Origin of the sequence: Chitinophaga sp. 22620 (genome assembly GCF_052044405.1) — a bacterium.
Lineage (GTDB): Bacteria > Bacteroidota > Bacteroidia > Chitinophagales > Chitinophagaceae > Chitinophaga.
Genome location: NZ_JBQEMV010000004.1, coordinates 667,182 through 693,125, shown reverse-complemented (window position 1 = coordinate 693,125; position 25,944 = coordinate 667,182). Strand labels below are relative to the sequence as shown.

Sequence of the window (25,944 nt, the reverse complement as noted above, 5' to 3'; positions counted from 1 at the left end):
AATTTGCTATCCGGCATTAAAGAACACTTATGAAGAACAGGTATTTACGGATGACCATATGCCTCCTGCTGGCCGCTCCCGGCTTGCAGGCGCAGGTGCGTGTATCATCCGCGAAAGACGGGATAACGATCACATCAGCCGGCAGCCGGTACACCTTCGCGCCTGTATTTACCGTACTGTATAATGCCGCCGATCCGGGTATGGCGCTGAAACCCGCGGGGATCAAAAAAGTAAGCTATAATGTGCTCAGCTGGAAAGTGAAAGACAGCAGCAAGGCAGACCTTGTACAGCAGAAGATCAGCGCCGCCGTAGCGGGCGATGGTTTTGATGACAGCATCCTGCGCGGCAAAAAAGAACAACGCACCCGGAGCATACTGAATGCCGGCGAAAGCACCGAGCTGCGGGCAAACAACATCCGCAGCAAAGGCGACACCGTATTTTTTTCATTCCCTTCTCCCGGTGGCATTGCGTTCAGCGCATATGTTGTCACCCATGCGAAGCCTTATCCTGTATTACATTTTACGTTCACACCCGCGAAACCCGGCTATTACAGCATCGGGTACACCGGCGCTCCCGCGCTTTCGCCTGAAGCCGCCGCCGCCTTATGGCAGCCGATGATCTGGCAGGAAAAACGCGTGCCCGATGCGCCTTATCTCACGCCTGCCTTCATGGCCCCCTTGCCTACCACCATGGTGTACGACGGCAAACACACATTAGGCGTGCTCGCATCGCCGGAGCACCTTCCCTTCCAGCCCTTGCCTACCCTGCCTAACAGCCAGTTCGGCATCGCACTGCGGAACGGCAAGGGTCAGTTGCAGCCGCAGCTTTACGCGCCCATTCCCGGCGGTTACGGCTCGCTGATGAAAAGCGGGGTAAGCTTCTCCTTTTCCATGCAGCTGGTGGCGGAACCACAGGACATTACCCATACCTATCAGAAAATTGCAGAGAACATCTTCGGCTTCCGTGATTACCGGCGCAACGATATCGCGTCGCTCAACACCGTGCTGGATAATATGACGGCCTATGCCATGACGCACTACGCCTGGTTTGTAGACAGCCTGAAAGGTTTCGCCTACTCCACCGATGTACCCGGCGCCGTCAAGAACGTATCCAGCCTGAACCCGCTGGAGCTGGCCCTGGTGCGCGATGATGCGGAGATGTTCGAAAAACGCGCGTACCCGCTGATGGAGTACATGCTTTCGCGGGAAAAATTCCTGTTCAGCCTGGACAGCCTGCAAAAAATACAAAACCCTTCCCGCAGGCTGAAAGGCCCTGTGGCGCCGGTTTCAGAACTGGGCGCGCTTTACAGCGTGTTCGGTAAAGAAAATGAATTTTACCTCCAGCTCATGCAGCGGGAATATGCATCCAGCCGCATGCGCAACCTGGACGTGAAAGAGTCCGGCGGCAGCTGGGTGAACGCCATGCGCCTGTACAAAGCCACCGGCGACAAACAATACCTTACAGCATCTTTACAGAAGGCGCAACAATACCTCGAACAAAGAGTGCGGCAGCCCCAGGTGGATTTTTCCGATCCGTTCTCCGGCGGTTTTTTCTTCTGGCCGGCCTTTACCGACCGCTGGATAGAGCTTTCCGAACTCTATGAGCTTACCGGCGACACCGCTTATCTCAACGCCGCTGTGCAGGGTGCCAGAAATTACACCATGTTCACCTGGATGAGCCCCGGAATACCGGACAGCATGGTGACCGTGAACAAAGGCGGCAAAGCGCCCATGTACTGGTACCTGCGCTCCAAAGGCCATGCGCAGATGTATTACCCTGAAGAAAAAGCGCCCGCCTGGCGGCTTTCGGAAACTGGCCTTACACCAGAATCGTCCGGCACAGCCACCGGCCACCGCGCCATCTTTATGGCCAATTACGCACCCTGGATGCTGCGGATCGGCTATTATGCGAAAGACACATTCCTGATCAACGTAGCAAAAGCTGCCGTGGTAGGCCGTTACCGGAGTTTTCCCGGTTATCATATCAACACGGAAAGAACAACCGCTTACGAGAAAGCGGACTTCCCCCTGCACGAGCACAAAGCCCAGAGCGTAAATTCCTTCCACTACAACCACATCCTGCCGATGGCCAGCATGCTCATCGATTACCTGGTGACCGATGCTTTTGTGCGCAGCAACGGCAGGATCAATTTCCCGGCTGAGTTTATTGAAGGATACGCTTACATGCAGAATAAAATGTACGGCAGCCATACCGGCAGCTTTTATACAGAAAAAGGCGTACAGCTCTGGATGCCCTCCGGGCTGCTGCGTGCTGATAACGTGGAGCTGAATTATATCGCGGCGCGCAAAGGCAACAGGCTCTTCCTCGCCTTTACCAATCAAAGCGCGCGGCCTGTCACCAGCAGGATCACCATCAATCCTTCACTGGTAAAGCTTTCCGGGCAAAGCAACATCCGTTCTTTTACGGGCAACGATGCAACGGCCCTGCAGGACAGCTCTTTCAACATTACCGTACCGGCCAATGGCATCTCGGCGGTAACGGTGGATGCTGCAACACCTTCCGTACAATTCCAGGAAAAGATATTGACCGCCACCGGCGACCGTGGGAAAGATTATGCTGAAATAAAAACGGGCAACGCCAAAGCCATGCTGTTCCGGTTGGGTAAGTACGGCAGGCGGCTGTTCGTGTTCCTGGAAGATGACGACAGCAAATGGAAGCGCGTGCGCCTGCATTACACCGATGCGGCAGGAAAAACGCGGCAGCTGGAAGACGATGCTTATCCTTTTGAGCTGACCGTTCCGCTTGAAAAGGCATATGCCGTGCAATGCTGGCTCACGCTGGAAAAAGCGGACGGCAGCACGGTGGATAGCGAAAAAATAATTATAGGCAAATAAAAAACTGGATGATGATTAAGTCGGAAGCTACCGGGGTACGGACATTCCCGGAAAAGAACATTGTTGTTGACCTCGTGATCACCGGGGGCGGCCTCTCAGGTGTATGCGCCGCCATTACCGCCGCCCGCCAGGGTTTGAAGGTGGTATTGGTGCAGGACAGGCCGGTGCTGGGTGGAAATGCCAGCAGCGAAGTAAGGCTCTGGATACTCGGCGCCACTTCGCATATGGGGAACAATAACCGCTGGGCACGCGAAGGCGGTCTTGTGGACGAGATACTCGTGGAAAACACCTACCGCAACCCCGAAGGCAACGGTGTGATCTTCGACATGATACTGCTCGACAAAGTAAAGCAGGAACCCAATATCACCCTGCTGCTGAACACCGCCGTGTACCAGGCAGACATGCAGGATACCTCCGTTATCCGCTCACTGAGGGCCTATTGCAGCCAGAACCAGACCGAATACGTATTAAAAGCCCCGCTGTTCATCGACGCTTCCGGCGACGGTGTGGTAGGATTCCTTTCCGGCGCGGCTTTCAGGATGGGAGCGGAAAAGAAAGAGGAATTCGGCGAGCTGTTTGCCCCTACCGAAGAATACGGCGAGCTGCTCGGCCACAGCCTTTATTTTTACAGCAAAGACACCGGCCGCCCCGTAAAGTTCATCCCGCCCGCCTTTGCGCTGGACGATATCACGAAAGTGCCCCGCTTCAGCAGCTTCAACGCGAAAGACCACGGTTGCAAGCTATGGTGGATAGAATACGGCGGCCGCCTCGATACCGTGCACGATACCGAGACCATCAAATGGGAACTCTGGAAGGTGGTATACGGCGTCTGGAATTACATCAAGAATTCCGGCAAGTTCCCCGAAGCCGACACCCTCACCCTGGAATGGGTGGGCATGATACCCGGCAAACGCGAAAGCCGCCGCTTTGAAGGAGATTACATCATGCGCCAGCAGGACATCGTGGAGCAACGCAGCTTCCCGGACGCCGTTGCATTCGGCGGCTGGTCCATAGACCTGCACCCGGCAGACGGCGTGTTCAGCGAAAAGCCCGGCTGCAACCAATGGCACAGCAAAGGCATTTACCAGATACCCTACCGCAGCCTTTACAGCCGCAATATCAGCAACCTGTTCCTTGGCGGGAGAACCATCAGCGTGTCTCACGTAGCATACGGCTCCACCCGCGTGATGGCCACCTCGGCGCACGTTACGCAGGCGGCAGCCATGGCCGCTGCTATCTGCAAAGAAAAAGGACTGCTTCCCGCAGCCATCGGCGGGCATATGCAGGAGCTGCAACAGCGCCTGCTGCGTACAGGGCAATATATCCCGAGCTTAACATTCAGTTCGGCTGAAGACCTTGCCGCTACTGCGTCCATTTCCGCCAGCAGCGAGCTGGTGCTGAAAGAGTTCCCCGGTACGCCGTTGCTCAAACCGCTGGAGATCTCTTCCGCGCAAATGATCCCTTTGAAGAAAGGGAAAATACCTTCGCTCGTATTTCACGCGGAGGCAGCGGCCGCCACCACGCTGGAAGCGGAACTGCGCGTCAGCAGCAGGAACGGCAATTTCACGCCGGATGAAACGCTGGCCCGCCAAAGCATTACCATTCACCCCGGCCGCAACTGCATGAAGCTGGAATTTGATGCGGAAATGAAAGAGAACGGATATGCATTCGTCATCTTCCACAAAAACCCGGAGGTACAGCTGCACTATACGCACAAACGTGTAACGGGGATACTGTCTGTATTTAATACGGTGAACAAAGCAGTGTCCAACTTCGGCAAACAAACGCCGCCGGAAGACATTGGCATGGAAGCATTCGAGTTCTGGTGCCCGCAGCGCCGCCCGGAGGGGCATAACTTCGATTTCAGGATGCCCGAAGGCCTGGATGCATTCAGGGTCGAAAACATCCGAAACGGCCTGGAAAGGCCCACCACGCAGCCGAACGCCTGGGTGGCAGACTGGCAGGACGCGCGGCCCGCGCTTACACTGGAATGGGACCAGCCGAAAGAGATCAGCACCATAGAACTTTTCTTCGATACGGATTACGACCACCCGATGGAATCGGTGCTGATGTCGCATCCCGAAACGGCCATGCCGTTCTGCGTGCGCGAATACCGCATAAAAGATGAAGCGGGCAATGTGCTGGCGGAGAAAAAAGACAATTACCAATCCTTCAACACGATACAATTACCCACGCCCCTGCGCACGAAAAAGCTGGTGATAGAAGTGGAACATCCTTCCGCGGACGTACCGGCGGCTGTTTGCGCAGTGCGGTGCTATGGCGGGAATTAAAAACGATTTGTCTGGCAGCAACCGGGGTTGATACAGTGTGGCAAAAAATTGTCAATCCCGGTGCCAGATAAAATGTCTTAAAAATTATTGCGGTATAGCCACTCCCACATTATCAAAAGCCAGTTTTTTGAATATTTTCTTCACCTTTTCATCCAGCCTTGGCTTTTCATCAAAAAAGCGGACAGCATCCCGCTCGAAATTCCAGGTGCCAACGTAGGTGACAACATCAGGCTGAAGGGTAAATTCATATTGCTCCGGATTTTCTTCGTTGACCGTGCCTTCCGCTTCCATTTTTCCCAGCCGCCGGGATTTGGTATTTTTAAACACAGGCTCCCTATGAGCAGTGGCGCCATACCATTTGCTTTGGGTCCAGTAATAATTCTCGACGGTATACCTGCCGGGCGGAAGGTGGACGCAGAAAAAATCTTCCTTTTTTGATTTGAAGGTTGATTTCACGCGGAAGATGTAAACAGTACCGGTTTCCACGTGCCTGACCGTCATTTCCTGGGGAAAGCCCCCGCTGCTAAATCCAAGCCGCTGTACGAAGTTGCCGTACATGATGGCCTGGCCGGTTTTGACGGAATCGTTTTTCTGAACATAATCCAGGTATGGGAATTTCTGGCCGAAAGCAAATACAGGCAGGAACAGCAGGGATAAAAGAATCGGTTTCATAAAAAATAAATGATTCAAGGGCTCGCCTTGTCAGTGACAAAATGTTTCCGTGCAAATAAACCTGCACAAAATAATCATAACCGGCTTAAAAGGAAAATGAATAATCCGGAACGGCGCCGGCTGAATGTTTTTCATTTTATCCGGGCATATTCCGGCAAAAAAAATTACATTTTTTTTGCGCTTTTTTTAATTTTTGTTTTCTAAATTCGCGACCGTCAGGCACAGTACGCTGTGCTTCCTTGCTGTAAGGAAAAGTAAATAGCTATTATTTCATCAAAGTCATAATCATTATTTATTAATCTTCATTAGCAATGTCAACCAGTATTGAAAAGTTTCAGCGACGGATCATGCTGAATTCGGGTTCCTTCTTTTATTTCTTCCTTCTGTTTATTTTATCCGGCCACTATGGCATCGCGCAGGCCGGTAAGGAGGACCAGGCCACGCCGCCGTTCTCCGTGCGGCTCATGAACATCGAAGCCGCTGCCAACACCACGTTTACCTACAATGCCAAACTGCGGAACGACGCGTCTTCACCGCGCATTTACCAGCTTTCCGCGCAGCTTCCGGCCGGGTGGAATGTTTCCTTCAAAATAGAAGGCATACAGGTAACGTCTCTTAGCCTGGAGCCGGGAAAAACGCAGGACATCAACATCGACATCCAGCCCGCCATGGCGGCAAAACCGGCCAAATACAATATCCCCGTTGTGGCCGTAACGGGGCCGGAAACGCTAAAGCTCGACCTGGAAGCGGTTGTGAAGGGCTCCTACAAAGTGGAACTCTCCACGCCAACCGGGAGGCTGAGCGGCGACGTCACAGAAGGCAAACGGAAAGAGATCCACCTGGTCGTAAAAAACACCGGCACCATTGCGCTGGACAACCTGGAGCTTTCCGCTCAAACCCCTCCGCAATGGCAGGCTTCCTTCGTCCCCTCCAACATCGCGAAGCTGGAGCCCGGCAAAGAATCGGAAGTGATCGCCACCCTGAGCGTGCCCGATAAGACCATCGCGGGCGACTACGTGACCACCTTTACTGTAAAAAATGCGCAGGCCACGGCAGAAGCCGCTTTCCGCATGACAGTCAAAACTTCCGCGCTGACGGGGTGGCTGGGTATGCTCGTGATACTGCTGGCCCTCGGCGCCGTTTATTACCTTATCCGTAAATATGGGAGGAGATAAAATACTATGGAACAACCAATCATTGAGACGCATGGGCTGACCAAGTACTATGGCTCATTGAAAGCTGTAGACAATCTCCACCTGTCCATCGGGAAAGGCGAAATTTTCGGCCTGCTTGGGCCGAACGGCGCCGGCAAATCCACTACGATATTAATGCTCCTCGGTTTAACGGAACCTACCTCCGGGGAAGCGCGCATCTGCGGGCTGAATCCCTCCCGGGAACCGATCCCCGTGAAGCGGAAAGTGGGCTACATGCCGGATAATGTGGGGTTTTACAATGAACTTACAGCGCTGGAAAACCTCCTGTACATCGGCCGCCTGAACGGTATTCCCGAACAGCAGGTGAAGAGCCTTGCCAGGGAAATGCTTGTGGAAGTAGGGCTCGAAACCTCCATGCATAAAAAAACGGGCACATTCTCCCGCGGCATGAAACAGCGCCTGGGCCTGGCGGACGTGCTGATCAAGCAGCCCGAAGTGATCATCCTCGACGAGCCTACACTGGGCATAGACCCTGCCGGGGTCAGGGATTTCCTGGAGCTTATCCGGCAGCTCAACCAGCGCCAGGGGCTCACTATCCTCCTTTCTTCCCATCACCTCCACCAGGTGCAGGAGGTCTGCAACCGTGTAGGCATCTTTGTAGGCGGGTACTTACTGGCGGAAGGCAATATCGAAACGCTTGCGGCCAACCTGTTCAACACCGCGCCCCACGTAGTGGAAATAATGCTGCAAACCGCGCCTGCGCAGGCCGCCGTGCCGAAGCAGGACATCCTCGCGCTGCCCGCCGTGCGGAACGTAACGGTAAGGGACAATGTGGTGGAGATCGCCGGCGGGCAGGATATTACGCCTGACCTCGTCCGTTTCTTTGTCAGCAAAGGTTTTGATATAACGGGCGTGCAGAAGAAAAACTACGGCCTCAACGAGATCTATCACCGTTATTTTGAAAATAATTTAAAGGAAGATGTTTCCAATGAAAAGTCAACCGGTCTATTTCAACGGTCTTTTTTCAGCAGGTTCAAAAAACGCTGACATGCCGGCCAGGCGGCAGTCTCTGGCGGCAAGCCCCTTTTCCGTCGTAGTGCGGAAGGAAGTAGCGGACCAGGTGCGCAGCTGGCGGTTCATTATCCTGGCGGCGCTGATACTGCTTACTTTCTGCGGATCGATGTACGTTTCAATGGCCAATATCAGCAAAGCTGTGGCAAATACCGGCGATCCGGACCGTTTTTTCCTGTATCTCAAACTGCTCACCATCACAGACGGAACGCTTCCGCCATTCCATGTGTTCATCGGTTTCCTGGGGCCGTTGCTGGGCATCAGTCTTGGCTTCGACGCCATCAATTCAGAGCAGTCCAACGGCACGCTCATCAGGCTGATGGCGCAGCCCGTATACCGCGATACCGTTATCACCGCCAAGTTCACCGCTTCCCTGATCGTGATCAGCACGCTGTTCCTCTCACTCGGCCTGCTGATGATCGGCGGCGGCCTGATCATTACCGGTGTGAGCATAGAGCCGTCCGAGTTTGTACGCATCATCTGCTTCACGATCCTGAGCATCGTGTATGTCGCGTTCTGGCTCAACCTGTCGATATTACTGTCTGTAAAGTTCCGCCAAACGGCCACTTCAGCGCTCACCGCTATTGCGATCTGGCTGTTTTTTACGGCCTTTTACCAGATACTGCTTAATATCGTCATCAAAGCGTTCCTGCCGGACCCGAACCGGCTTACGCCCGACGAGATACTTTCTTACAACAACGTAATACTGACCTTGCTGCGCTTTGTACCCAGCCAGCTGTATGCGGACGCAACCACTACCCTGTTGATGCCATCCGTCAGAAGCCTTGGCCCGCTTACGATGGAGCAAATGGCCGGGGCTATCCCTTCGCCCATCACGGTGCGTGAAAGCCTGCTGGTGGTATGGCCGCAGGTGAGCGGGCTGATTGCCGCTACAGTAGTGTGTTTCGCGCTTTCTTACTATTTGTTCATGCGCAGGGAGATAAGGACATAAAGCAGGAGTTAAAGATCCAAAGAAAGCCCCGGGACCGCAGCGTTCCCGGGGCTTTCAATTTTTCCCTGGAGAAAAACAGATCCGCGCTCCGTGTTCGGGCGAAGAATAAAATATCTGCTGGTCCGCTTTATTCATTCAGGAGGCGTAGTACAAATATACTATTGCCGAAGGGCCCGCCTGCGGGTAGTTTTGCTGCGTTTAAGTTTACCGCCGGTTCGTTACTGCGCCAGGCGGGTTGTTTTTTTAATCCCAAAAGCATCATCAATTATGCACCAGGCACTCACACAAGCGGAAAGATCTGTAACTACAGTCAATACGCTTACTGCTCCGAAACAACGCGTGGTTTCTATCGATATACTGCGGGGCGCAGTGATGATCATCATGGCACTCGGACATGTACGTCATTTCCTGCATCTGCCGGCACTGACAGACGAACCAACCAATCTGGCCACTACCACGCCCGTATTATTTTTTACCCGCTGGATCAGTCACTATTGCGCGCCCACTTTTGTTTTCCTGGCAGGCATCTCCATTTATCTTACCGGTCAAAACAAGCCCGTCAGGGAACATAGCGCCTTTATCATGAAGCGCGGCCTCTGGCTGGTGTTCGTGGAATTGTTCATCATCACTTTCGGACTATGCTTCAACCCCCTGTACAACCTGTTCATATTGCAGGTGATCTGGGCCACCGGCTGGAGCATGGTGGGGCTGGGACTATTGATGCGCACTTCCCCCAAAGCGATCCTGGCAGCTGGCCTTGTCCTTTTCTTCGGGCATAACCTGCTCGATCATGCGTCGTTGCCGCAACAAGGCGCTGCGGGCCTTTTCTGGAAATTATTGTTGACCACCCAGGGCGACATACTTCCACTCAGCAGCTCCCATAACGTATTCCTGGTTTATGCCATTCTTCCCTGGACGGGCATCCTGTTGCTGGGGTATTCGCTGGGCCCTGTTTTCAAAAAGAGTTTTGACGCCGCCCGCAGAAGAAAAATATTGAACCTGGCCGGTATCGCGCTGCTGGCCTTGTTTGTGTTGCTGCGGATCATCAACCAGTACGGCGACCCCGCTCCCTGGGGCCCGCAGAAAAATGGCCTGTTCACTTTCATGTCGTTCGTGAATGTGACCAAGTACCCGGTGTCCCTGCAATATGGCTGTCTTACGATTGGTCCTGTGTTATTGATATTGTCGGCTATAGACAACCTGCGGGGAAAGTTCGCCGGTTTCCTGGCGATGTTTGGCAGGGTGGCCTTCTTTTATTACGTACTGCATTTCTTTATCATTCACCTGGTCATCATGATCCTGTTCTTTGCCACCGGCCACACCTGGCAGGAAGCGATGGCGGCTGATTCGCCCTTCCTGTTCCGCCCATATGACTTTGGTTTTAACCTGGGCGTGGTGTATGTTCTCTGGATAGCAGTGGTGGCGCTGCTGTACCGACCTTGTAAATGGTTTGTTCACTATAAACAAACGCACCGGCAGTGGTGGTTGCGGTACCTGTAGCTTCGTTTGACGCAATCGATCATAAAAAATAACTAATGTGCTGATGAGTAGTGATGTGCTATATTTCGGAAGGAGGGAAATTGAAATGTCAAAGTGACTGTCCGATCATCGCAAACACTCCATCACCACATATACAAATAATGACCAATGTAACATTAATTGCAAAAATCCAGGGACCTGCCGAATAAATTATTCATAGGAATTGCGTATATTTAAATTGTGTATATCAGCATTCACGAAACCGCATATGAAAATCGCAATTTCAATGGCTGGCGGCGAAAAGTCGCTTGTTGCATTAACGGATTTTGAATTATTGGAGGGTTGTTGCAGAGAAGGCGAGCGGTATTTCAATGTGCTGTTCGATCGTTATTTCAGTCGCCTGTATGGATTTAGTTATTCGCTGCTAAAAAATCAGGAAGTTTCCAAACAGCTGGCGATGGATGTAATGTTAAAGCTCTGGCAGAAGAGGCAGGATATTGTCCTTCGAACAGATCAGCATTTACAGCCTTATCTTTTCCAGTCTGTCAAAAACGCCGTGCTGAATCATCTCAGAAAACCGAATATTGTCACAGAGCCGGTAGATAATATATTAGAACAGTTACACCATACCCACGTAACTCCCGAGATGCTGGTAAACAGGAATGAATTGGAAACTGCCTACCAGTCGATGTTAAAAGAGATGCCGGAACAACGCCGTAAAATATTCCAGTTAAAGCGGGAGGAAGACCTGTCATACGAGGAGATCGCAGAGCGTTTAAATATTTCTATCCATACTGTCAGAAACCAGATGAGTTCCTCCCTGGACTATCTGCGTAAGAGAATGAACACCTACAACGAAGGCCTGCTCCTGCTTTTGATATTCCGTTTACTTTGAGCTTATAACAAGACCGTTCATTAATTTTCCCCTCCTTCGATCATCCTTTCCATATCCGTCACCCGCTGCAATTGGCGGGAACAGTGATGGCTGTATCTTTTTCAACACCATTCCCAACATCATTTCATCAGGCATTAAAAATGCCGGCGCACCAGGGGAACGCAGTACGTTCACACCGGCGGCCGGCAGGATTGTGGCAAGAAGGAGATCCAGGGATATACAGGAGATCAGGGAATATAATACTGTGTCATGTGGCCGGTAAAATATATGCCCGGGCGTTCAACGCTGGTCATCTGCGCAAGAAAGCTCGGCCCTCCATAATCATGCAGGTTTACCGTGAAGGAATTATCCCGCACCATATCCAGCAACGGCTTAAGATGCGGCTGAATAACGGAAGCATTAAGATGAAGCTGGTTATTCCGTACGTCAAGCGGCAACGCTTCAAATTTGTATACACCATCATTTGTCTTGGTGTACTTATACGGGAAAACACCCTGGTAGGTAACATTGTCTATTGCAAAAAAAACGGCAATGTCCATCGTCTTTTTTTGGATATCCATACCAAAGGAAAATACCAGCAAAGAAGCCTGGAATTCACTGTTACGCAAACCATCAGCGGATTGCTGCCAGATGTTCTTAAATGTATCGGACCAGCCCGGTAACGGCTCAATATATTCGGGAGAAGGCAAAGATACATAGGGCGGGTATTCGTTCCCCAAAAGGAGATGAAGCGGGATCACCGGCATATTTGCCCCGTTCAGGTCAAAACGTTTGTTTCCGTCCGCGAGATAAAAAGCGCCGGTAGCCTCATCAACAGACAATTCGTAGAACACGTGGGGGCCGATCCGAACGGGTGTTTTCAACAAGATCTTGTTCACTCCGTAGGAATAATCTGTTGAAGCATATACCAGCTCCCCATCTTTTCCGTGGAAGAAGATGATCCCCCGGTTGTCAACATCGATTATAATCTGTACCGGTCCTGTATCAGGCGTGGAAAGAGAAAAATATGGTTTCTGGACAAAAAAATTATACAGATAGATAAAGGCATTCCCTAAAATCCCTCTTTCAAAGTACAACTCTTCCTCTGTCGTGATATTAATTAACCGGAGCTCATCGCCGTATTGATTACCAGATAACATAACGGTGTCGCCGTTCATATACTTAAAGGAATAACTGGTGTCCGCACCCACGGTACGGTATCCGTCCTTATGCGTTACATCGTCCAGGTAAGTGCCGGACGAAAAATTGATGGAAGCATTATTGACATCGCTGCTTAGCCGGTACTTACCGGCCTTTGGCGCGCGGGCGGTGGTAAAATTAAGGTCCAGCAACGTCCATACATTGCCTCCTTTATCCATTTTAAAGAACATCGTATAAGACTTACCCGCCTTAGGGTTCAATACCGCCTGCCAGGCCAGGGACCCGGAGTGAAGGGTGCGGGTAAATTCAGCCAGCATTTCTTCGGCATCCGGGTGTGTTTTCTCTACCTGGTAATTTTCTAACCCATCCTTGTTACAGGAAGTCAATACGGCAACCACCAGCAACGTATAAAAAGACAAAATCCTCATGATGTTAATTTTAAAGACCGTTAAAGCCTGCCAACAAATTTAAAGCCGGGCAAGCCGCTGCTTTGACCTGAAGCCCTTAGGTCGCTAAGTTCCAGGTCATAGTCAAATCGCATTTTTCCATTAAGAAATCCCTCTAAAACAGGCGCGAACGCATTTTCCAGGAATCCGGCGTTATCGTCAGTGGCTCCTTCGTATTTAAAAGTGTACTCGTCTTCCTGTTGTGTAAAGGAAAAAACAAACCTGGCATTGAAATTATTTACACCCTGCCGGATAAGCTGGTTCACAAACAATAACTGTTGCTTCCGGTCAATGGTTACCATCATTTCCGGGAAGGTGGTTCCCGCTGCCACCAGCGTCCTGGCATTTTGAAGAAAAGTTGTTCTCCTGAGGTTGAACTCCGCCCCGTTCCCCTGCGCTTCCGTTTCCATGGGCACGGTAATGCTTTCGTACCCGACGCCCCACATCGCATTAAAAGAGAATGGCGGCACGTCGGTATCCCACAGCACGAAATGCTGGCCGTCCTGCGCAGCCTGCAATTCCCCGGTTTGAGCGTCAATGATCAGCCTGTCGAACTGAAACTTATTATACCGGAAAGGCGCCGACATGATCAGCTGGTCCGTACCAAAAAAAGAAAGCCCGAATTGCCGGGTGGCAACAGTGCCTGCGCTGTCGTAATTAACCAGCAAAGTATTTTCCGCTGTATTAATGGCCGTTGTATAAATATTTCCGGCTGCATCCTCTATATAGGTAAACTTCCTGTCTTCCAGGAACCGCGATACGCTGAGCTTCATGGCTGCCAGGTTTCCGGCTTCGTAAGCTGCGGCTTCTTCGCCTGATGCCCTGACGAGCTCAAGCCGGCTTCCAAATAAATTACCTTTCAGCAACAAAGTATCCTTCGATGCATATTGAATGGAAAATTCAAAATCCGAATACAGTCCGAATCCAGGGGTGCCATTATTGACTGCAGGATCGGGATCCGCTAACTGGTGCAGGTAGTTGTAGGTATCGAAATAAAGCGAAGGGGTAAGTGTTGCGCGGATGCGGTAGGAACTTTCCTTAGCTGTTCTCCTGGTCTGGTCGGAAATATCCGCCAGCATGCTGACCCGGTTATTGCGGTTGAACCTGAAAAAAAAGCCGAATCCCCTGCCTCCGGCAGGGAAGAGGTTCGCTTTCCACCCGTGCTCTGCTCCGGCCAAAGTGCCATAATAAGTTTCCAGGGCGGCAGCTATCCGTTCATCGGGCCGTTGCCCTTCGAATTCTTCTTTTTTGCAGGAAAAAAACAGGATCAGCGGCAGCACTATGATCAGCCCTGTTCTTCCAGATCGGTTTATATGAATCATACGATTGCTTTTGTGTTATTGCAGGTATTCGGTGATGGCTGCCTGGGTTTCCTGTTGCAGGCTTGTGAAATCGATGTCGAAATTGTTGTTGAAATAATCGATCACCATGTCTCTTTTCCGTTGCAGCACCTGTTTTGACCTTTCAGGCACATCCGGTTTATTGATGACCGAATCATAATATTGCTGCCCGAATACCAGGAGAAACGAAACCGTTTCAACAAAGTCCTCATCAGGACTTGCCTTGGCATAAGCAGAGATAAGTCCCTGCCGGTGGGCTTCCGCATCGGTATTGTTATACCAGGTAGCCGTATACCATTCCGGGTTAAGCGCTTTCCATTCCAAAGGGTATAACTTCGTCTGGTGCAGAATATGAGCGAACTCGTGGTGGATGGTGTGCAGCATTCGCTGCACTTCGTTCCGGCTGGCGGTATCGAACCGGTTCAATCCAAGGAGCACGATCTTTCTGCCGCCTTCCGCCTGCCCGAGTATGATGGTCCCGTTGGTATTGTACTCGGCGCTCCCCGCCAGCACAAATTGTTTGGGCACATATGTTTTCATAAATGCATCTCCGGCCACCTTTTCATAAGGCATTATCCAGATCTGCCTGACGGCTTCCATCACCGGCTTCACCTTGTCCTCGTTTACGGGAACCAGGTTCCGCATGTAATTAAGCTCATAGGGGTCCCATTTGTATTTTACCTGTATGTTGAAGGGATCCAGGAATGCCGCTTCCAGCCATTCGTCCAGGGGGCCCTTTACCCAGGTCTCGCCGCCGAGGTCTGTTATCGGCTTATCAGGGAGCGTATCCCCCTTTTGGCAGCCAACCTGGATCATCAGCAGCATTGCCATTATGTAGGTTATAAACTTATTCATATTATTTCCGGTTATGATCGCTTTTTTGTTTCGGTCAATGTATCGTTATCTCGGGTTCAACTCAATTCCGGAACCCTGTGCTTCCTGCGGTATCTGGAATAACCGCATGGGATCATTCGGCCCCAATACCAGCGTACGGCCGTCGGAGGTCTTGTGCTGCACGCCTGTATTATGTCTTATGATATCAAACCAACGCTGTCCTTCAAACAAAAAATTAACCCGTTTAAAGTCTAAAATGCAGTTGATCAGCGCCTGCTGTACATTGTAGGTATTATAAAAAGACAGCAGCTTGTTGCGGGTAATTCCATGGATTTCCGGTATGTAGACAGGCGATCCGGAACTGTAGATGATCCTTGTGGAAGCATAATCATTGAGATCGGCCATAGCCTGTTCATAATTACCCAGCATGGCATTGGCTTCCGCCCTGTTGAACAATACTTCTTCCGCGCTGAACAGGGGGATGATGTTGTATGGAATGCCCGTTTCGGCATTCAGCGACTGCCGCACAAAGTGTTCCCTGAATTTTGGGATGTTGTAATACAACTCACTTCCATAGATGTTATACCCCCAGTATCCTCCCGTTACATTTGCTTTATCAAATATATCGGTCAGTATACCTGTGGTAAATCCATAACGATACGATGCATAGCTCCGGCCCCATATCGTAGGTACTTCCACCAGCAGTAAATTGGCGGGGTTATCCGCCCGCGTATACTGCGCTTCCAGCTCCCTGTACTGCAGCGACCTGTAAGCGGGACTGTTTACCTGCCGGATCCTGTCCGTAAAACTCCTATTCCCGAATACTGCATTGGCATGATGCAACGCCTTTTCATATTCGCGCTTGAAAAGATAGAACCTGGAGGCAAAAGCATGGGCGGCGGCTTTTGTAAAATGATATTTCGGCGACGTATATATCCTGTCATCAATAAGCGGCAATCCTTCCAGCAGGTCTTTTTCAATTTGTTCATACACATAAGCCACGGTATGCCGCTCGTATTTCCCGATCACTACTTTTTCGACGGTGGTCACATAAGGAATGCCGGGCAGAGAAGCTGCCGCAAAAGCCTGGTATGGCTGAGCAAACAGGTTCGCCAGCATGAAATGCGCATAGGCCCTTGCAACCAGGGCTTCTCCTTTATAAGGACGATAGGCGTTGTTGTCCCCGGCCGCCGTAATTGCTTCCAGGGCATGATTGGCCGCTGCAATAGCAGCATAGGACGCGTTCCAGTAATAAGCGGGTGAATCCTGGTAGATGTCGCCTACGTCCAGGAAATGGTAAGGGTCGCTGTTGGTCAGCGGAGCCAGCCCTGAACCCTTATCCCCGGCATTATCAGAAAATGTTTCTGTAAAGGGAATATAATTCGCCTGGGGATAGGCTGTGGCAAGTAATTCGCCGACTTTTTCAGGTGAATTTACTTCGGTGCGCATATCCGGGCTTACATCAAGATAGCGCTCACAACTGCTCATTCCCATCAGCAACATTGTGCCAAAGGCTACAGTACGGTTACCTGGTCTTATTTTCATGTTCTGTTTTTCTGGTGTTAATGGTCAATTTTGTCACATGCCTACTTTCAGGGAAAAGGTAAACTGGCGGGGAACGGGCATGGCAACTCCGCCGGAACTTACAAATTCAGGATCCTGTCCGTTCAAAGCCTTGTCCGCATAAATGAGGTACAGGTTATTACCGACCAGGCTTACTGATGCAGTCTTGATATTTGCTCTCCGGAGAAATTTTGCGGATAAATTATATGAAAGCATAGCCTGCTTCAGCCGCACAAAATCGCCTTTGGCTACCCGTTCCGTGCTATAGTTATAATTATTGTACGGATAAGCGCCTACCAGGTTGGCTTCTTCTCTTACATCAAGAACGGATGGGGCTGCATTGTCTCCGTATAATAACCAGCGGTTCAGGAATTCTTCCGGCAGCGCGTCCATTTCGCTATAGCTGCTGCTGAATGCCGGCTTTAAGCGTACCACGTTACCCGCGCTGAATGTTACCAAAGCCGACAACCTGAAATCGCGGTAAGTAATGCCGTTGGAAAAGCCGCCTGTAACCAGCGGATCAATGGAACCACTGTATACGAGATGGCTGGTATTCAGGTCCTGGAGAAACACGGAGCCGGAAACCACTCCTTTCTCATTCACAAAACGGGGCACTCCCAGTTCCGGATCCAGTCCCCGGTAATCCAGGGAAAACAATCCCCGCTGGGCGTAACCTTCCTTTGCGCCTCCGTCGGGGTTGATCAGCGACCAGATATTGGGCTCATTTTTTAAACTGGTGATCCTGGATTTGTTGTACCCGAAATTGAGCATGGCGTCCCATTTCCAGTCCTTTTGATCGAGTATTTTCCCGTTAAGGGCAACGTCTACCCCATGAGAGGTCATGTTCGCGTAATTCGCCACCTTAACGGATTCGCCGCCAATCCCGCCTGTACGTACAAGCCCGATCAGGTCGTAACTTTGGTGGTTATAATAATCCACGGTCAGCGAAAGACGGTTCTTCAGAAAACCAACGTCGGCGCCCACGTTTGCCTTGTACATTTTTTCCCAGGTCAGTTCTGAATTTTCCAGGTTGGCCAGGAGAATGGTGGACTCTACTTCAGTAAGGTAGGGCCTCCTGGACGACTGATTAAGGAAGACCGCACTGGAATTCGCGGCTGGGCCGCTGCTTGCGGTGAGCCCATAGCTGGCACGAAGAGTGGCGCGGCTGAGCACCTGCTGGTCACGGAAAAAGTCCTCGCCATCTATATTCCATGAGCCGCTCAGGTTCCAGGTAGGAAGCCATCTTGCGGTGCGGCTTTTCCCCATCTGGTTGGAACCATCGTAGCGCACGGTTCCTCCCAGGTTGTACTTATCCTTATAAGTATAGCCCACATTGAGCCCATATGCCAGGAAACGATCGTGGCGGTATTCCATGGAGTAGTAATTCTGGTTGGCTTCGATGACCATTCGCAGGAAATCGGGATCCACATAAGGCGTTCCTCCTTTATCGAACTGGTAGCCGTACCCGTTAAAGCTCTTGAACTGGCGTCTGGCATTACGCAGCTCCATAAAACCATAGGCCCGGATCTTGTGAGCGTCTCCAATGCGGGTATTATATTCCAGGGAATTGCGCAGATTGCTGCTGGACAGGTTAATATCATAGGTATTGTAAAATCCGCCATAAGGCAACACCACCTTCGGTTCCGCCTCCGGATTGTCCGGGTCGCGGTAGAGGAATTTGTTAGCGGCGCGAATGGTGGCGTCGCCGTCTGCGCGGTAAGCCCCGACCATGTTGGAATGTTCCGTTACTTTATGTTCCTGGTTGGTTTTGGCGTAGCGGTAAGCTCCTTCCACGGCGAATTTCAGCTCGTCCGTAATTCTGTATTGAAATTCCCCCTGCAGCTTGAAATCCATAAAACTCAGGTCTATGGTATTATTTTCCAGCTCATGCACAATATTAAAAGGAGCGAAATTGCGGCGGAAATATTCGAGGTCTCCTTTTTCGTCGTAGGCTGTGAGGGACCTGCTGGTATTAAGCGCATAGTTAAAAGGGTTAATGTCGAAATTACGGGTCAATGCGCCGGTCACGGCATCATTCAGACGGCCCAAGGTTCCGGGAACCTCCTGGTTACGGATAGAGCCCTGCGTAATTAATCCGAAACTCACCTTTTTGCCCGGCGTGAAATTGGCCCGCACATTACCGGTAAACCTTTCCACGGCATCACCGATCGTCCATCCGTTATCTTTCAAATAACCGGTTGAAATATAGAACTGCGATTTTTCGGTGCCGCTGGAAACGCTGAGGGCATGCTCCTGCATCAGGGAGTTGCGGAACAGCACGTCGAACCAATCAGTATTGGCATAGGCATACCGTTCAAGGAAGGCGCGGTGGCTTTCCGGGTCGTTGCGAAGCCCGAAAGCGCCATTGGTCTGATCGTACAGGTTGATCAGGTCGGCCATTTTCGTGTACACGCCGCCGTTGGGAGACCGTGCCGTTTGCCCGTAGTTAAGCCAGCCTTTGCGTTCCAGTTCTCCATACATCGACATCTGGTCGTAAGAGTTCATGATGTTGAACTGGTTGTACGACGGTTTGAGGTAAGTGGACAAATTACCGGTGTAGGAGATCACCGGGGCTCCGATCTTTCCTTTTTTGGTCGTAATAACGATCACGCCGTTCATGGCCCGGGCGCCATACATGGAGGTTGCGGCGGCATCCTTTAGCACTTCGAAGCTCTCAATATCGTCGGGGTTTAAGCCGGCTACGGATGATCCGACAAGCGTTGACGGATCGCCGGTGGAAAGTTGTTCGTTGGATACATTGACCACATCTTCCAGGATAATGCCGTCCACCACCCATAATGGCTTATTGTCGCCATTGATGGACGATGCGCCACGGATCCGGATCTTAGGCGCGGCGCCAAAGGTACCCGAAACATTCTGTACGGATACGCCGGCTACCTGCCCTTCCAGCATACGGCTTACATCTGCAATGCCGTCGCGCCGCACATCTGCCGCCTTCACTTTTGCCGAGGCCCCGGTATATTGCCGTTTGCGCAGCGTCTGGTAGCCGGTGATCACCACGTCCTCCAGCACCCGTACATGTTCCCGGAGAACAATCGAAAAATTCGTTTGCCCGTTAACGGTGATCTCTTTCGGGATATAACCCGTCATGCTGATAATGAGCACAGTACCCCCGGGAGCGTTGATAGTAAATGCCCCGTTGGCGTCCGTGGTTACCCCTTTACCCACTCCCTTAATCGTTACATTGGCGCCGGGTAAAGGATTGCTGGCCGTATCGGTTACCTTTCCTGTGATCTGTTGCTGTTGCTGCTGCATGGCACGGGCAGGTAAAGAGCAGAAGCAGCTCGTCGCCATTACCGTAAACAGCATGCACATGACGCCTGGTAGCCGCGTCAGTTTCCTGTATATCATCTTCATAAATCTTTTCATTGTGTTTAAAACAATTCCGCTTACATTTTTTTGAGCGATAAGCGCCGCTCTTACCGGAGGAAAATCTTTCTGACCGCTCCGGCGGGACTTCCAAATTGATCATAGAAATAAATGTCTCCGCCGGGCGCCACGGTGAGGCTGGTGATATTATCTACTTTCGCCTCATACAAAGGACCGTCGTGGCTGCCCCGCGGAAAATTAAACCAGGTGGTTACTTTCCGGTCGGCAATGCGTACCCCGCGGATCAGTCTTGTATTGTTATAAGTAGCGTCCGCTACAAGCAGGTTCCCGTTTCCATCCGCCACCATGCCATTTATACCGGTGAAGGAGGCCTGCGCCCCGATACCGTCAACAGAACCAAAAGGACCGCCGCCTGCCCAGAAGTACAGGGTTACGGCTCCGGAAGCAGGATTGGCATATCCAATGTTTTGATTGTCGTATTGATAAAACTGGTCTAAGAAATAGATCCCGCCATTTTCATCAACGGCGTGGGTTATCCAAAAAACGCCCAGCAGGTTATTGCGGGAAGGCAGCAACCGGGTAACTGCGCCCTGCGGTGAGATCCGGGTGGCATTACCTGCTGACTCGGCCACGATCACATTGCCGGCGGTCATCACCATCTTTCCGGGTTGTGAGAGTGATACGAAGTCAGTAACTGTACCCGAAGGAGATATTTTACGGATAACATTGTTGACTCTTTCAGAAACGTAAAGATTGTGCTGGTTATCCATTACGATAGAAGAAGCATTGCTGAAATTGAACCGCGCTTCCGTCCCGGCCCCGTTCTGGTGCCCGCTTTCAGCGGCATCGCCAGCCAGTATGGTTACCGCTCCCTGCGGGCTGATCTTCACCACCGAGTGATCGCTCATCGCATAGATGGTACCGGTGGCATCCACTGTCATACTGTATACATTGGATATGCCGCTTGCGATGGTTTCCATACCTGTTCTCCGGAATTCCCGTGGCGCCACAGCTACCTGTCCCGCAACGGTTACCTGCACCGCGCCCGTTGTTACGCCTGCCGGCGCCTGTACTTTCAGCGAGGTAGCCGTAGCTTCCAATACCTGCGCGGGGCTTCCGTTGAAGGTCACCTGGTTGGCGGCGGGATTGAGATCGAATCCGCTGCCTGTAATCGTTATCCGCAGGCCATCCTGCCCATTATCGGGACTGATCGCAATAATTCCCAGGTTCTGATCTTTGAAAAGCGGGCCTTCCACCTGCTGGTCGTTCACCATTACTTTTATTTTCCCGTCGCCGGTGCCGCCCGGCAGGATCAGCTTCAGTTCCTCGCTTGTTGCCGCGGTTATTGCTACTTCTTTATTATTGATGAATACATGATTTTCGTCCGGCACCGAACTGAAATGATGTCCTTTGATGATCATCTCTACACCGGCCGGGCCGCTCAGCGGGCTTACTTCAGCAATTTGCGGAGGCGGCACCATTGTGAATTCCGGCCCGGTGATATATTGGCCGTTGATGGTAACCGCCAGGGGACCGGTTTCCACGCCCTCCGGCGCCTGCGCCAACAGGCTGGTATCTGTGGCTTCCAGCACTACCGCCCGTTTGCCATTGAAATTGACCAGGTTCCCGGCAGCCGCGGATGCAAAGCCCTCTCCTCTTATCCGTACTTTAGTACCTGCTCCTCCTGATAATGGCTTTATTCCCCGGATGGCCTGAAAAATAAAATGCTGCCCTCTTGTGCTCATGCCATCTACATTCACTTCTACCGGGCCGCTGCCGGCTTCTTCGGGTACTTCCGCCACCAGCAGCGTGTCGTTGGCGTTGGCTACCGTTGCCGCCTTGCCGTTGATCATTACTTTGGCCGGTTCATTGATGCTGCTGAACCCCGCTCCGTAAATGCGGATATGCGATCCGCGCGGTCCGTTAGCCGGATCAATACGGCTAATACTCAGCGTTTGATAAGTATATGTTCCTGCTTCCCGGTCTTGCGAGCCGTTGTTGACAGTGACCATGCCTGTTTGCCCGTCTTTCGGAGCCCGCACGATCAGCGCTGCGGTATCCACTGCCACCACTTCGCCCGGCACCGAGCCAAAAAGCACGGTGTTGCCCTCCAGCCTGGCTGAAAAGCCTTCTCCCTCAATGGTTACGAGCGTTCCCGCTTTTCCGCTGTTGGGATAAAATTCCGTTATGGTCAACGCCACAGCTTTTTCAGGCCGGTCATCATGCTTTTTACAGGCAAACGAAGCAAGCAGGAGCACCGCCAGCCATAATAGGTTTAACCTGCCGGAGCCGTCTTTATAACTATTCATCTGAATATTTTTATTGTTTTAACAGATTACCACCGGTTCTCATCTCGTCAGCCGCAGCACATCGTTTACCATATGCAATACACCGTTGCCGGCCAGGATGTCCTGCCTGATGATCGATATATCGGTAAGATTGCCTGGCGCCCGCAGCGTAATGCCCCTGTATTCGCCGGGCGTCTGCATATCCGGCAGCAGGGTTACGGTAGCGGTGAACGAATTGATCATTCGCTGGCTCCCGGTGTTGGATGCGCCTATCGAAAGCAAATAGTCGTTGATAAAACGCAGGTCGTTACAGATATGAAATTCGCAGAGCACCCGCAACACCGCAGGATCAGTGTTTTTCACCTGCTGAATGGTGGCATAACCTGCTTTCTGCATGGCGGCATTGGAGGGAGCGAACACCGTATACGGCCCCTCCTTTTGGAGGATTTCCATTAAGCCGCTGCGGCGCAGCGCTTCGGCAAACAGGGTGAGCGTATCCGCCGTAACGGCGTCGGCCAGTACTGCATGCGCATAAGGTTCCAGTACACGGTCGATGATCTGCAGGTGCCCATTGGAAGCAGGCATATCCTGCAATATCACCCGGGCGCCGTTAATGGTCAGTATCGTGTTATTGCCTTTGATCCAGCGGCTTATATAAAGCTTGCCCTTGTTGCGGGTGCGCACTTCCTGGTTAATGAGGTAAGGGAATTTATGCAGCTCATATTTCCCCGGCACTATATGATAATCTACTATGCCGGTCACCCATGCAGCCGAACGCGCCTTTAGCGCGGCAACGTCGGCCAGGCCGGCACGGGCAAAGGCATCGTCTGAAGGCACCAGTGCCGTGAACGGACCTTCCTCTTCCTGGAGCGTTTCACCCATCCCGGTACGGTCCAGCGCCGCTGCAAAAACAGAGAGGTTATAATTGTCTTTCACGATGGCGCTGATGCGGTTATAATCTATCTCCCGGTACACCTCCTGCTTTTTGCAGGCAGCGAGCCAGCAGACAGCCAGCAAACCTATTCCCAGTAGCTTTATCGGGTATTGCATGTTGTTTCAGTTTCAGTTTAATTTCATTCCCGGGGGGATCAGTAAACGGTCCAGTACCTGGATCACCCCTGTATAGGTTTCGATATCTTTTTCAATGATCGTGGCTGGTTCATATTCCGAGCCTCTTACTTTTACCTTCACCGCTTCCCCGCCCTGCTGCGTGAAATCGAGAGGATCCGCGGCATGCGTCAGATCGTGCTGCTGGGGTTGGCCGAAGTACCGGTTGATTGGATTGCCTACCCATTCGTTCCGCAGCTCATTCGAATAGAGCAGCATGGGTGGATCGGGGCCAAAAATTCCGGCTATATGCATGCCCAGGTTATAGTTATACATCACGTTCTCTGAGGCGCGGATATTTGCCCCGAAGAAATGGTGATTGAGGATGCTGTCCGTAGGCAGGCAGCGGCCGGGATCTTTAGGAACCGGCAAAGGGGCCCGGTGATTAAAAGCAACCAGGTCTTCCAGCGTATGGAAGCCAGCCCGGCGAAAAGCCTCATCGGTCGGCGCCAGGAGCGTTACCTGGTATATTTCTTTTGTAATGATAAACGAGCTTCGGCGATGGTTATAGAGATAATTGGTATCCGACAGGTAATCCAGCATGGGCAGCACCTGGCTGCTGCTTTTTACATTTTGGCTGGTGTTTACGCCCAATACATACTGATTTTGCTCATAGGATACGGACATGAGCCGGGAAGGCCGGCCAGCTGCCAATACACTGTACAGGCTGTCGTTGTATCGCCGGATTGCCAGGAACAGGGTAAACCGGCCGTCTTCCACCAGCACCTGCCGGGTACTTTTGCGGGGCTTTTGCAATACCCGGTTAATCGGGAAGATGCTGGCTTTCCTGAGCACAGCACTTTCCGAAGCCATTCCTGCCAGCCTGTTGTTGATGCGCACTTGTCCTTCCACGATACCAAGGTCATAGCGAAAAGGACCGGCATTACCGCCGTAAGTCAGACCGCTGCCTCGCCGCATGACGATATGATCTGGTTCCAGGAGCATGGTTTCCAGCTCAATATTCCCGGTTTGCAGCGCAACGGCGCCCGGTATTAATTGAACGGGCGTAACATGAAAAGACACCAGGTGGTCCAGTTCCTGTTTCGATGCTCTGCTGATCCCGGAGGCATTCCACCCTGCTGCTTCCATGGCCGCGTTACCGGGCAGAAAAAGCGTAAAACGGTGATCAGGGTCGCGCGCGGCAAGTTTTGCTTCGATGCCGCTATTCCGCCAGGCCCGCCAGAAAAGAGAATGCCCCGTATCTGCTTCTGCATATGCTTTCACACTCATGGTTGTATCCACAAAAGGTATCGCTTCACCCACGGGAGCCGGCATCAATTCCTTCTTGTTGCAGGAAAGCAAAAAGAAGCATAACAGACCTGTAAGACCTCGCGTAATGCACCGGCTTTGGTAACTATTATTTGTATATTTTTCCATAGTTGAAAACAATATTTTAATCGCGTACCTGGTCAGGTAAAAACACAAGGCCGCCGAGATGGTGGACACAACCGTTACGGGTGAGGTGATTTGAGCGGTTCCAATTGTTATAAAAATCGGGATATGGCACCCAGTAGTTGATCTCCCAACTTTCCTGCGGAAATGTTTTATTAACAAAAAAAACCGGTCCGTCATATCCGGTTACGCCGAATGTGGAGATGCCGTTACTGAATTTTTCGTCCCCGATTATTGGGGTATAGATCCCAATTCGAATATAACTGCCTGAGTTGATCCATAGCTTGTGATTGAACAGACCCAGATCGCTTATAAAAAAACGGACCGGGAAAATATAGGATCCGAACAGGCGCTTGCCATATGTCGCCGTATCCAGTTGCAGCACGCTTTCCACCGTTATGCCCTGCTTCTCAAAAACGCTGTCCGCAGGCGCCATGATCGTCCATTGTTTGTCGTCGGTAAGCATGTTCCAATACCCGAAATGCTTCAGCCCGGCAATCAATACCTTATAATGACCCTTTTTTACAAGCCACTCCCGGATCGATACATCTTCATATTTCAGGACTTCCGATATCTCGTGAAAAATGCCGTTACTGAGGGGGATATTGTACCGGTTATTGATTCCTACCTGCGCGCCATTCACATAGGCCCTGATGATCTTGTTCGGGAAATTAGGTTCCGGCGTAATGTCTATCCGTGCTAACCATGCATTACTTCCGGCTGCATTATCATAACGGTTATTCACCGTGCCGACCGGAATATTCTCCACAGCCAGCTTTCCCGGCTGCACATGGTTCAGTACCAGTTTCCGGAGGCTGTCTGTAGTGTATTTACCGAAATCCTCTGCACTGCGGATGCCTATCCGGTTAAAGGCGGCGTCCGCCGGTGCCCAGATCGTAAGGGTCCCCGGCTTATTGAGCTCTTCTTCCAATCCTGCCTTTACAATGGCTGCGCTGAACAAGCTGAATGCATAGTTATTGCGTATGAATTCCGCGGCCGGCCGCAGGGAGTTGTTGGGATTGTCCAGGCGGATGTCGGGCTTGTTGCACGACAGGACCGTCAACACCAGGAAACAACTATATAATATCTTTTTTTTCATCCTCATTATTTTTGC

Annotated in this window: 17 protein-coding genes; 7 read left to right on the top strand and 10 right to left on the bottom strand. The window is 51.5% G+C overall.

Annotated elements, in window-relative coordinates:
* Positions 1-29 precede the first annotated feature (29 nt).
* Both ACTJIK_RS22150 and ACTJIK_RS22145 read left to right on the top strand, forming a co-directional pair.
* Entirely contained in the window at positions 30-2,855 is a 2,826-nt protein-coding gene (locus ACTJIK_RS22150; protein ID WP_440649721.1) for a hypothetical protein, read from the top strand.
* A gap of 8 nt (positions 2,856-2,863) precedes the next feature.
* On the top strand, positions 2,864-5,146 hold the full coding sequence (locus ACTJIK_RS22145; RefSeq protein ID WP_440649720.1) for an FAD-dependent oxidoreductase: 2,283 nt from the start codon (positions 2,864-2,866) through the stop codon (positions 5,144-5,146).
* Positions 5,147-5,230: 84 nt separating this feature from the next.
* On the opposite strand, the gene ACTJIK_RS22140 is transcribed toward ACTJIK_RS22145, so the two are convergent.
* The gene (locus ACTJIK_RS22140) at positions 5,231-5,818 is read right to left on the bottom strand and encodes a hypothetical protein (protein ID WP_440649719.1); all 588 of its coding nucleotides are present in this window, start codon (positions 5,816-5,818) and stop codon (positions 5,231-5,233) included.
* A gap of 347 nt (positions 5,819-6,165) precedes the next feature.
* On the opposite strand from ACTJIK_RS22140, the gene ACTJIK_RS22135 reads away from it, so the two are divergent.
* The 5 genes from ACTJIK_RS22135 to ACTJIK_RS22115 all read left to right on the top strand — a co-directional run bounded on the left by ACTJIK_RS22135 (position 6,166) and on the right by ACTJIK_RS22115 (position 11,369).
* Positions 6,166-6,993 carry a COG1470 family protein gene (locus ACTJIK_RS22135; RefSeq protein WP_440649718.1) on the top strand — a complete coding sequence of 276 codons (828 nt, stop codon included), beginning with the start codon at positions 6,166-6,168 and terminating at the stop codon, positions 6,991-6,993.
* A gap of 6 nt (positions 6,994-6,999) precedes the next feature.
* Positions 7,000-8,019 (top strand): ABC transporter ATP-binding protein, encoded by a 1,020-nt coding sequence (locus tag ACTJIK_RS22130; protein WP_440649717.1) that lies wholly within the window; start codon positions 7,000-7,002, stop codon positions 8,017-8,019.
* 1 nt (position 8,020) lies between these two features.
* The gene (locus tag ACTJIK_RS22125) at positions 8,021-8,995 is read left to right on the top strand and encodes an ABC transporter permease (RefSeq protein WP_440649716.1); all 975 of its coding nucleotides are present in this window, start codon (positions 8,021-8,023) and stop codon (positions 8,993-8,995) included.
* Positions 8,996-9,262: 267 nt separating this feature from the next.
* On the top strand, positions 9,263-10,495 hold the full coding sequence (locus tag ACTJIK_RS22120) for a DUF1624 domain-containing protein (protein WP_440649715.1): 1,233 nt from the start codon (positions 9,263-9,265) through the stop codon (positions 10,493-10,495).
* A 247-nt stretch (positions 10,496-10,742) separates the two neighbouring features.
* Positions 10,743-11,369, top strand: coding sequence for an RNA polymerase sigma factor (locus tag ACTJIK_RS22115; protein ID WP_440649714.1), 627 nt, complete (start codon positions 10,743-10,745; stop codon positions 11,367-11,369).
* 227 nt (positions 11,370-11,596) lie between these two features.
* On the opposite strand, the gene ACTJIK_RS22110 is transcribed toward ACTJIK_RS22115, so the two are convergent.
* The 9 genes from ACTJIK_RS22110 to ACTJIK_RS22070 all read right to left on the bottom strand — a co-directional run bounded on the left by ACTJIK_RS22110 (position 11,597) and on the right by ACTJIK_RS22070 (position 25,929).
* Positions 11,597-12,937, bottom strand: coding sequence for a DUF4302 domain-containing protein (locus ACTJIK_RS22110; RefSeq protein ID WP_440649713.1), 1,341 nt, complete (start codon positions 12,935-12,937; stop codon positions 11,597-11,599).
* A gap of 20 nt (positions 12,938-12,957) precedes the next feature.
* A complete protein-coding gene (locus ACTJIK_RS22105; protein ID WP_440649712.1) occupies positions 12,958-14,277 on the bottom strand; it encodes a DUF4302 domain-containing protein in 1,320 nt (439 codons plus the stop codon).
* A 15-nt stretch (positions 14,278-14,292) separates the two neighbouring features.
* Complete coding sequence (locus tag ACTJIK_RS22100) at positions 14,293-15,150, bottom strand: zinc-binding metallopeptidase (RefSeq protein WP_440649711.1); 858 nt, start codon at positions 15,148-15,150, stop codon at positions 14,293-14,295.
* A 45-nt stretch (positions 15,151-15,195) separates the two neighbouring features.
* Complete coding sequence (locus ACTJIK_RS22095) at positions 15,196-16,674, bottom strand: RagB/SusD family nutrient uptake outer membrane protein (protein ID WP_440649710.1); 1,479 nt, start codon at positions 16,672-16,674, stop codon at positions 15,196-15,198.
* Between the two features lie 33 nt (positions 16,675-16,707).
* Complete coding sequence (locus ACTJIK_RS22090; protein ID WP_440649709.1) at positions 16,708-20,070, bottom strand: SusC/RagA family TonB-linked outer membrane protein; 3,363 nt, start codon at positions 20,068-20,070, stop codon at positions 16,708-16,710.
* Positions 20,071-20,132: 62 nt separating this feature from the next.
* The gene (locus tag ACTJIK_RS22085; RefSeq protein WP_440649708.1) at positions 20,133-22,352 is read right to left on the bottom strand and encodes an IPT/TIG domain-containing protein; all 2,220 of its coding nucleotides are present in this window, start codon (positions 22,350-22,352) and stop codon (positions 20,133-20,135) included.
* A gap of 39 nt (positions 22,353-22,391) precedes the next feature.
* Entirely contained in the window at positions 22,392-23,381 is a 990-nt protein-coding gene (locus tag ACTJIK_RS22080) for a fasciclin domain-containing protein (protein WP_440649707.1), read from the bottom strand.
* A 12-nt stretch (positions 23,382-23,393) separates the two neighbouring features.
* On the bottom strand, positions 23,394-24,662 hold the full coding sequence (locus ACTJIK_RS22075; protein WP_440649706.1) for a fasciclin domain-containing protein: 1,269 nt from the start codon (positions 24,660-24,662) through the stop codon (positions 23,394-23,396).
* Between the two features lie 169 nt (positions 24,663-24,831).
* On the bottom strand, positions 24,832-25,929 hold the full coding sequence (locus ACTJIK_RS22070; RefSeq protein WP_440649705.1) for a fasciclin domain-containing protein: 1,098 nt from the start codon (positions 25,927-25,929) through the stop codon (positions 24,832-24,834).
* Positions 25,930-25,944 lie beyond the last annotated feature (15 nt).

Coding starts and splice junctions, on each gene's coding strand:
- ACTJIK_RS22125 (WP_440649716.1), top strand. CDS start 8,021: ATGCCGGCCAGGCGGCAGTCTCTGGCGGCAAGCCCCTTTTCCGTCGTA.
- ACTJIK_RS22110 (WP_440649713.1), bottom strand. CDS start 12,937: ATGAGGATTTTGTCTTTTTATACGTTGCTGGTGGTTGCCGTATTGACT.
- ACTJIK_RS22090 (WP_440649709.1), bottom strand. CDS start 20,070: ATGAAGATGATATACAGGAAACTGACGCGGCTACCAGGCGTCATGTGC.
- ACTJIK_RS22070 (WP_440649705.1), bottom strand. CDS start 25,929: ATGAAAAAAAAGATATTATATAGTTGTTTCCTGGTGTTGACGGTCCTG.
- ACTJIK_RS22135 (WP_440649718.1), top strand. CDS start 6,166: ATGCTGAATTCGGGTTCCTTCTTTTATTTCTTCCTTCTGTTTATTTTA.
- ACTJIK_RS22085 (WP_440649708.1), bottom strand. CDS start 22,352: ATGAATAGTTATAAAGACGGCTCCGGCAGGTTAAACCTATTATGGCTG.
- ACTJIK_RS22115 (WP_440649714.1), top strand. CDS start 10,743: ATGAAAATCGCAATTTCAATGGCTGGCGGCGAAAAGTCGCTTGTTGCA.
- ACTJIK_RS22095 (WP_440649710.1), bottom strand. CDS start 16,674: ATGAAAATAAGACCAGGTAACCGTACTGTAGCCTTTGGCACAATGTTG.
- ACTJIK_RS22130 (WP_440649717.1), top strand. CDS start 7,000: ATGGAACAACCAATCATTGAGACGCATGGGCTGACCAAGTACTATGGC.
- ACTJIK_RS22120 (WP_440649715.1), top strand. CDS start 9,263: ATGCACCAGGCACTCACACAAGCGGAAAGATCTGTAACTACAGTCAAT.
- ACTJIK_RS22080 (WP_440649707.1), bottom strand. CDS start 23,381: ATGCAATACCCGATAAAGCTACTGGGAATAGGTTTGCTGGCTGTCTGC.
- ACTJIK_RS22105 (WP_440649712.1), bottom strand. CDS start 14,277: ATGATTCATATAAACCGATCTGGAAGAACAGGGCTGATCATAGTGCTG.
- ACTJIK_RS22150 (WP_440649721.1), top strand. CDS start 30: ATGAAGAACAGGTATTTACGGATGACCATATGCCTCCTGCTGGCCGCT.
- ACTJIK_RS22145 (WP_440649720.1), top strand. CDS start 2,864: ATGATGATTAAGTCGGAAGCTACCGGGGTACGGACATTCCCGGAAAAG.
- ACTJIK_RS22100 (WP_440649711.1), bottom strand. CDS start 15,150: ATGAATAAGTTTATAACCTACATAATGGCAATGCTGCTGATGATCCAG.
- ACTJIK_RS22140 (WP_440649719.1), bottom strand. CDS start 5,818: ATGAAACCGATTCTTTTATCCCTGCTGTTCCTGCCTGTATTTGCTTTC.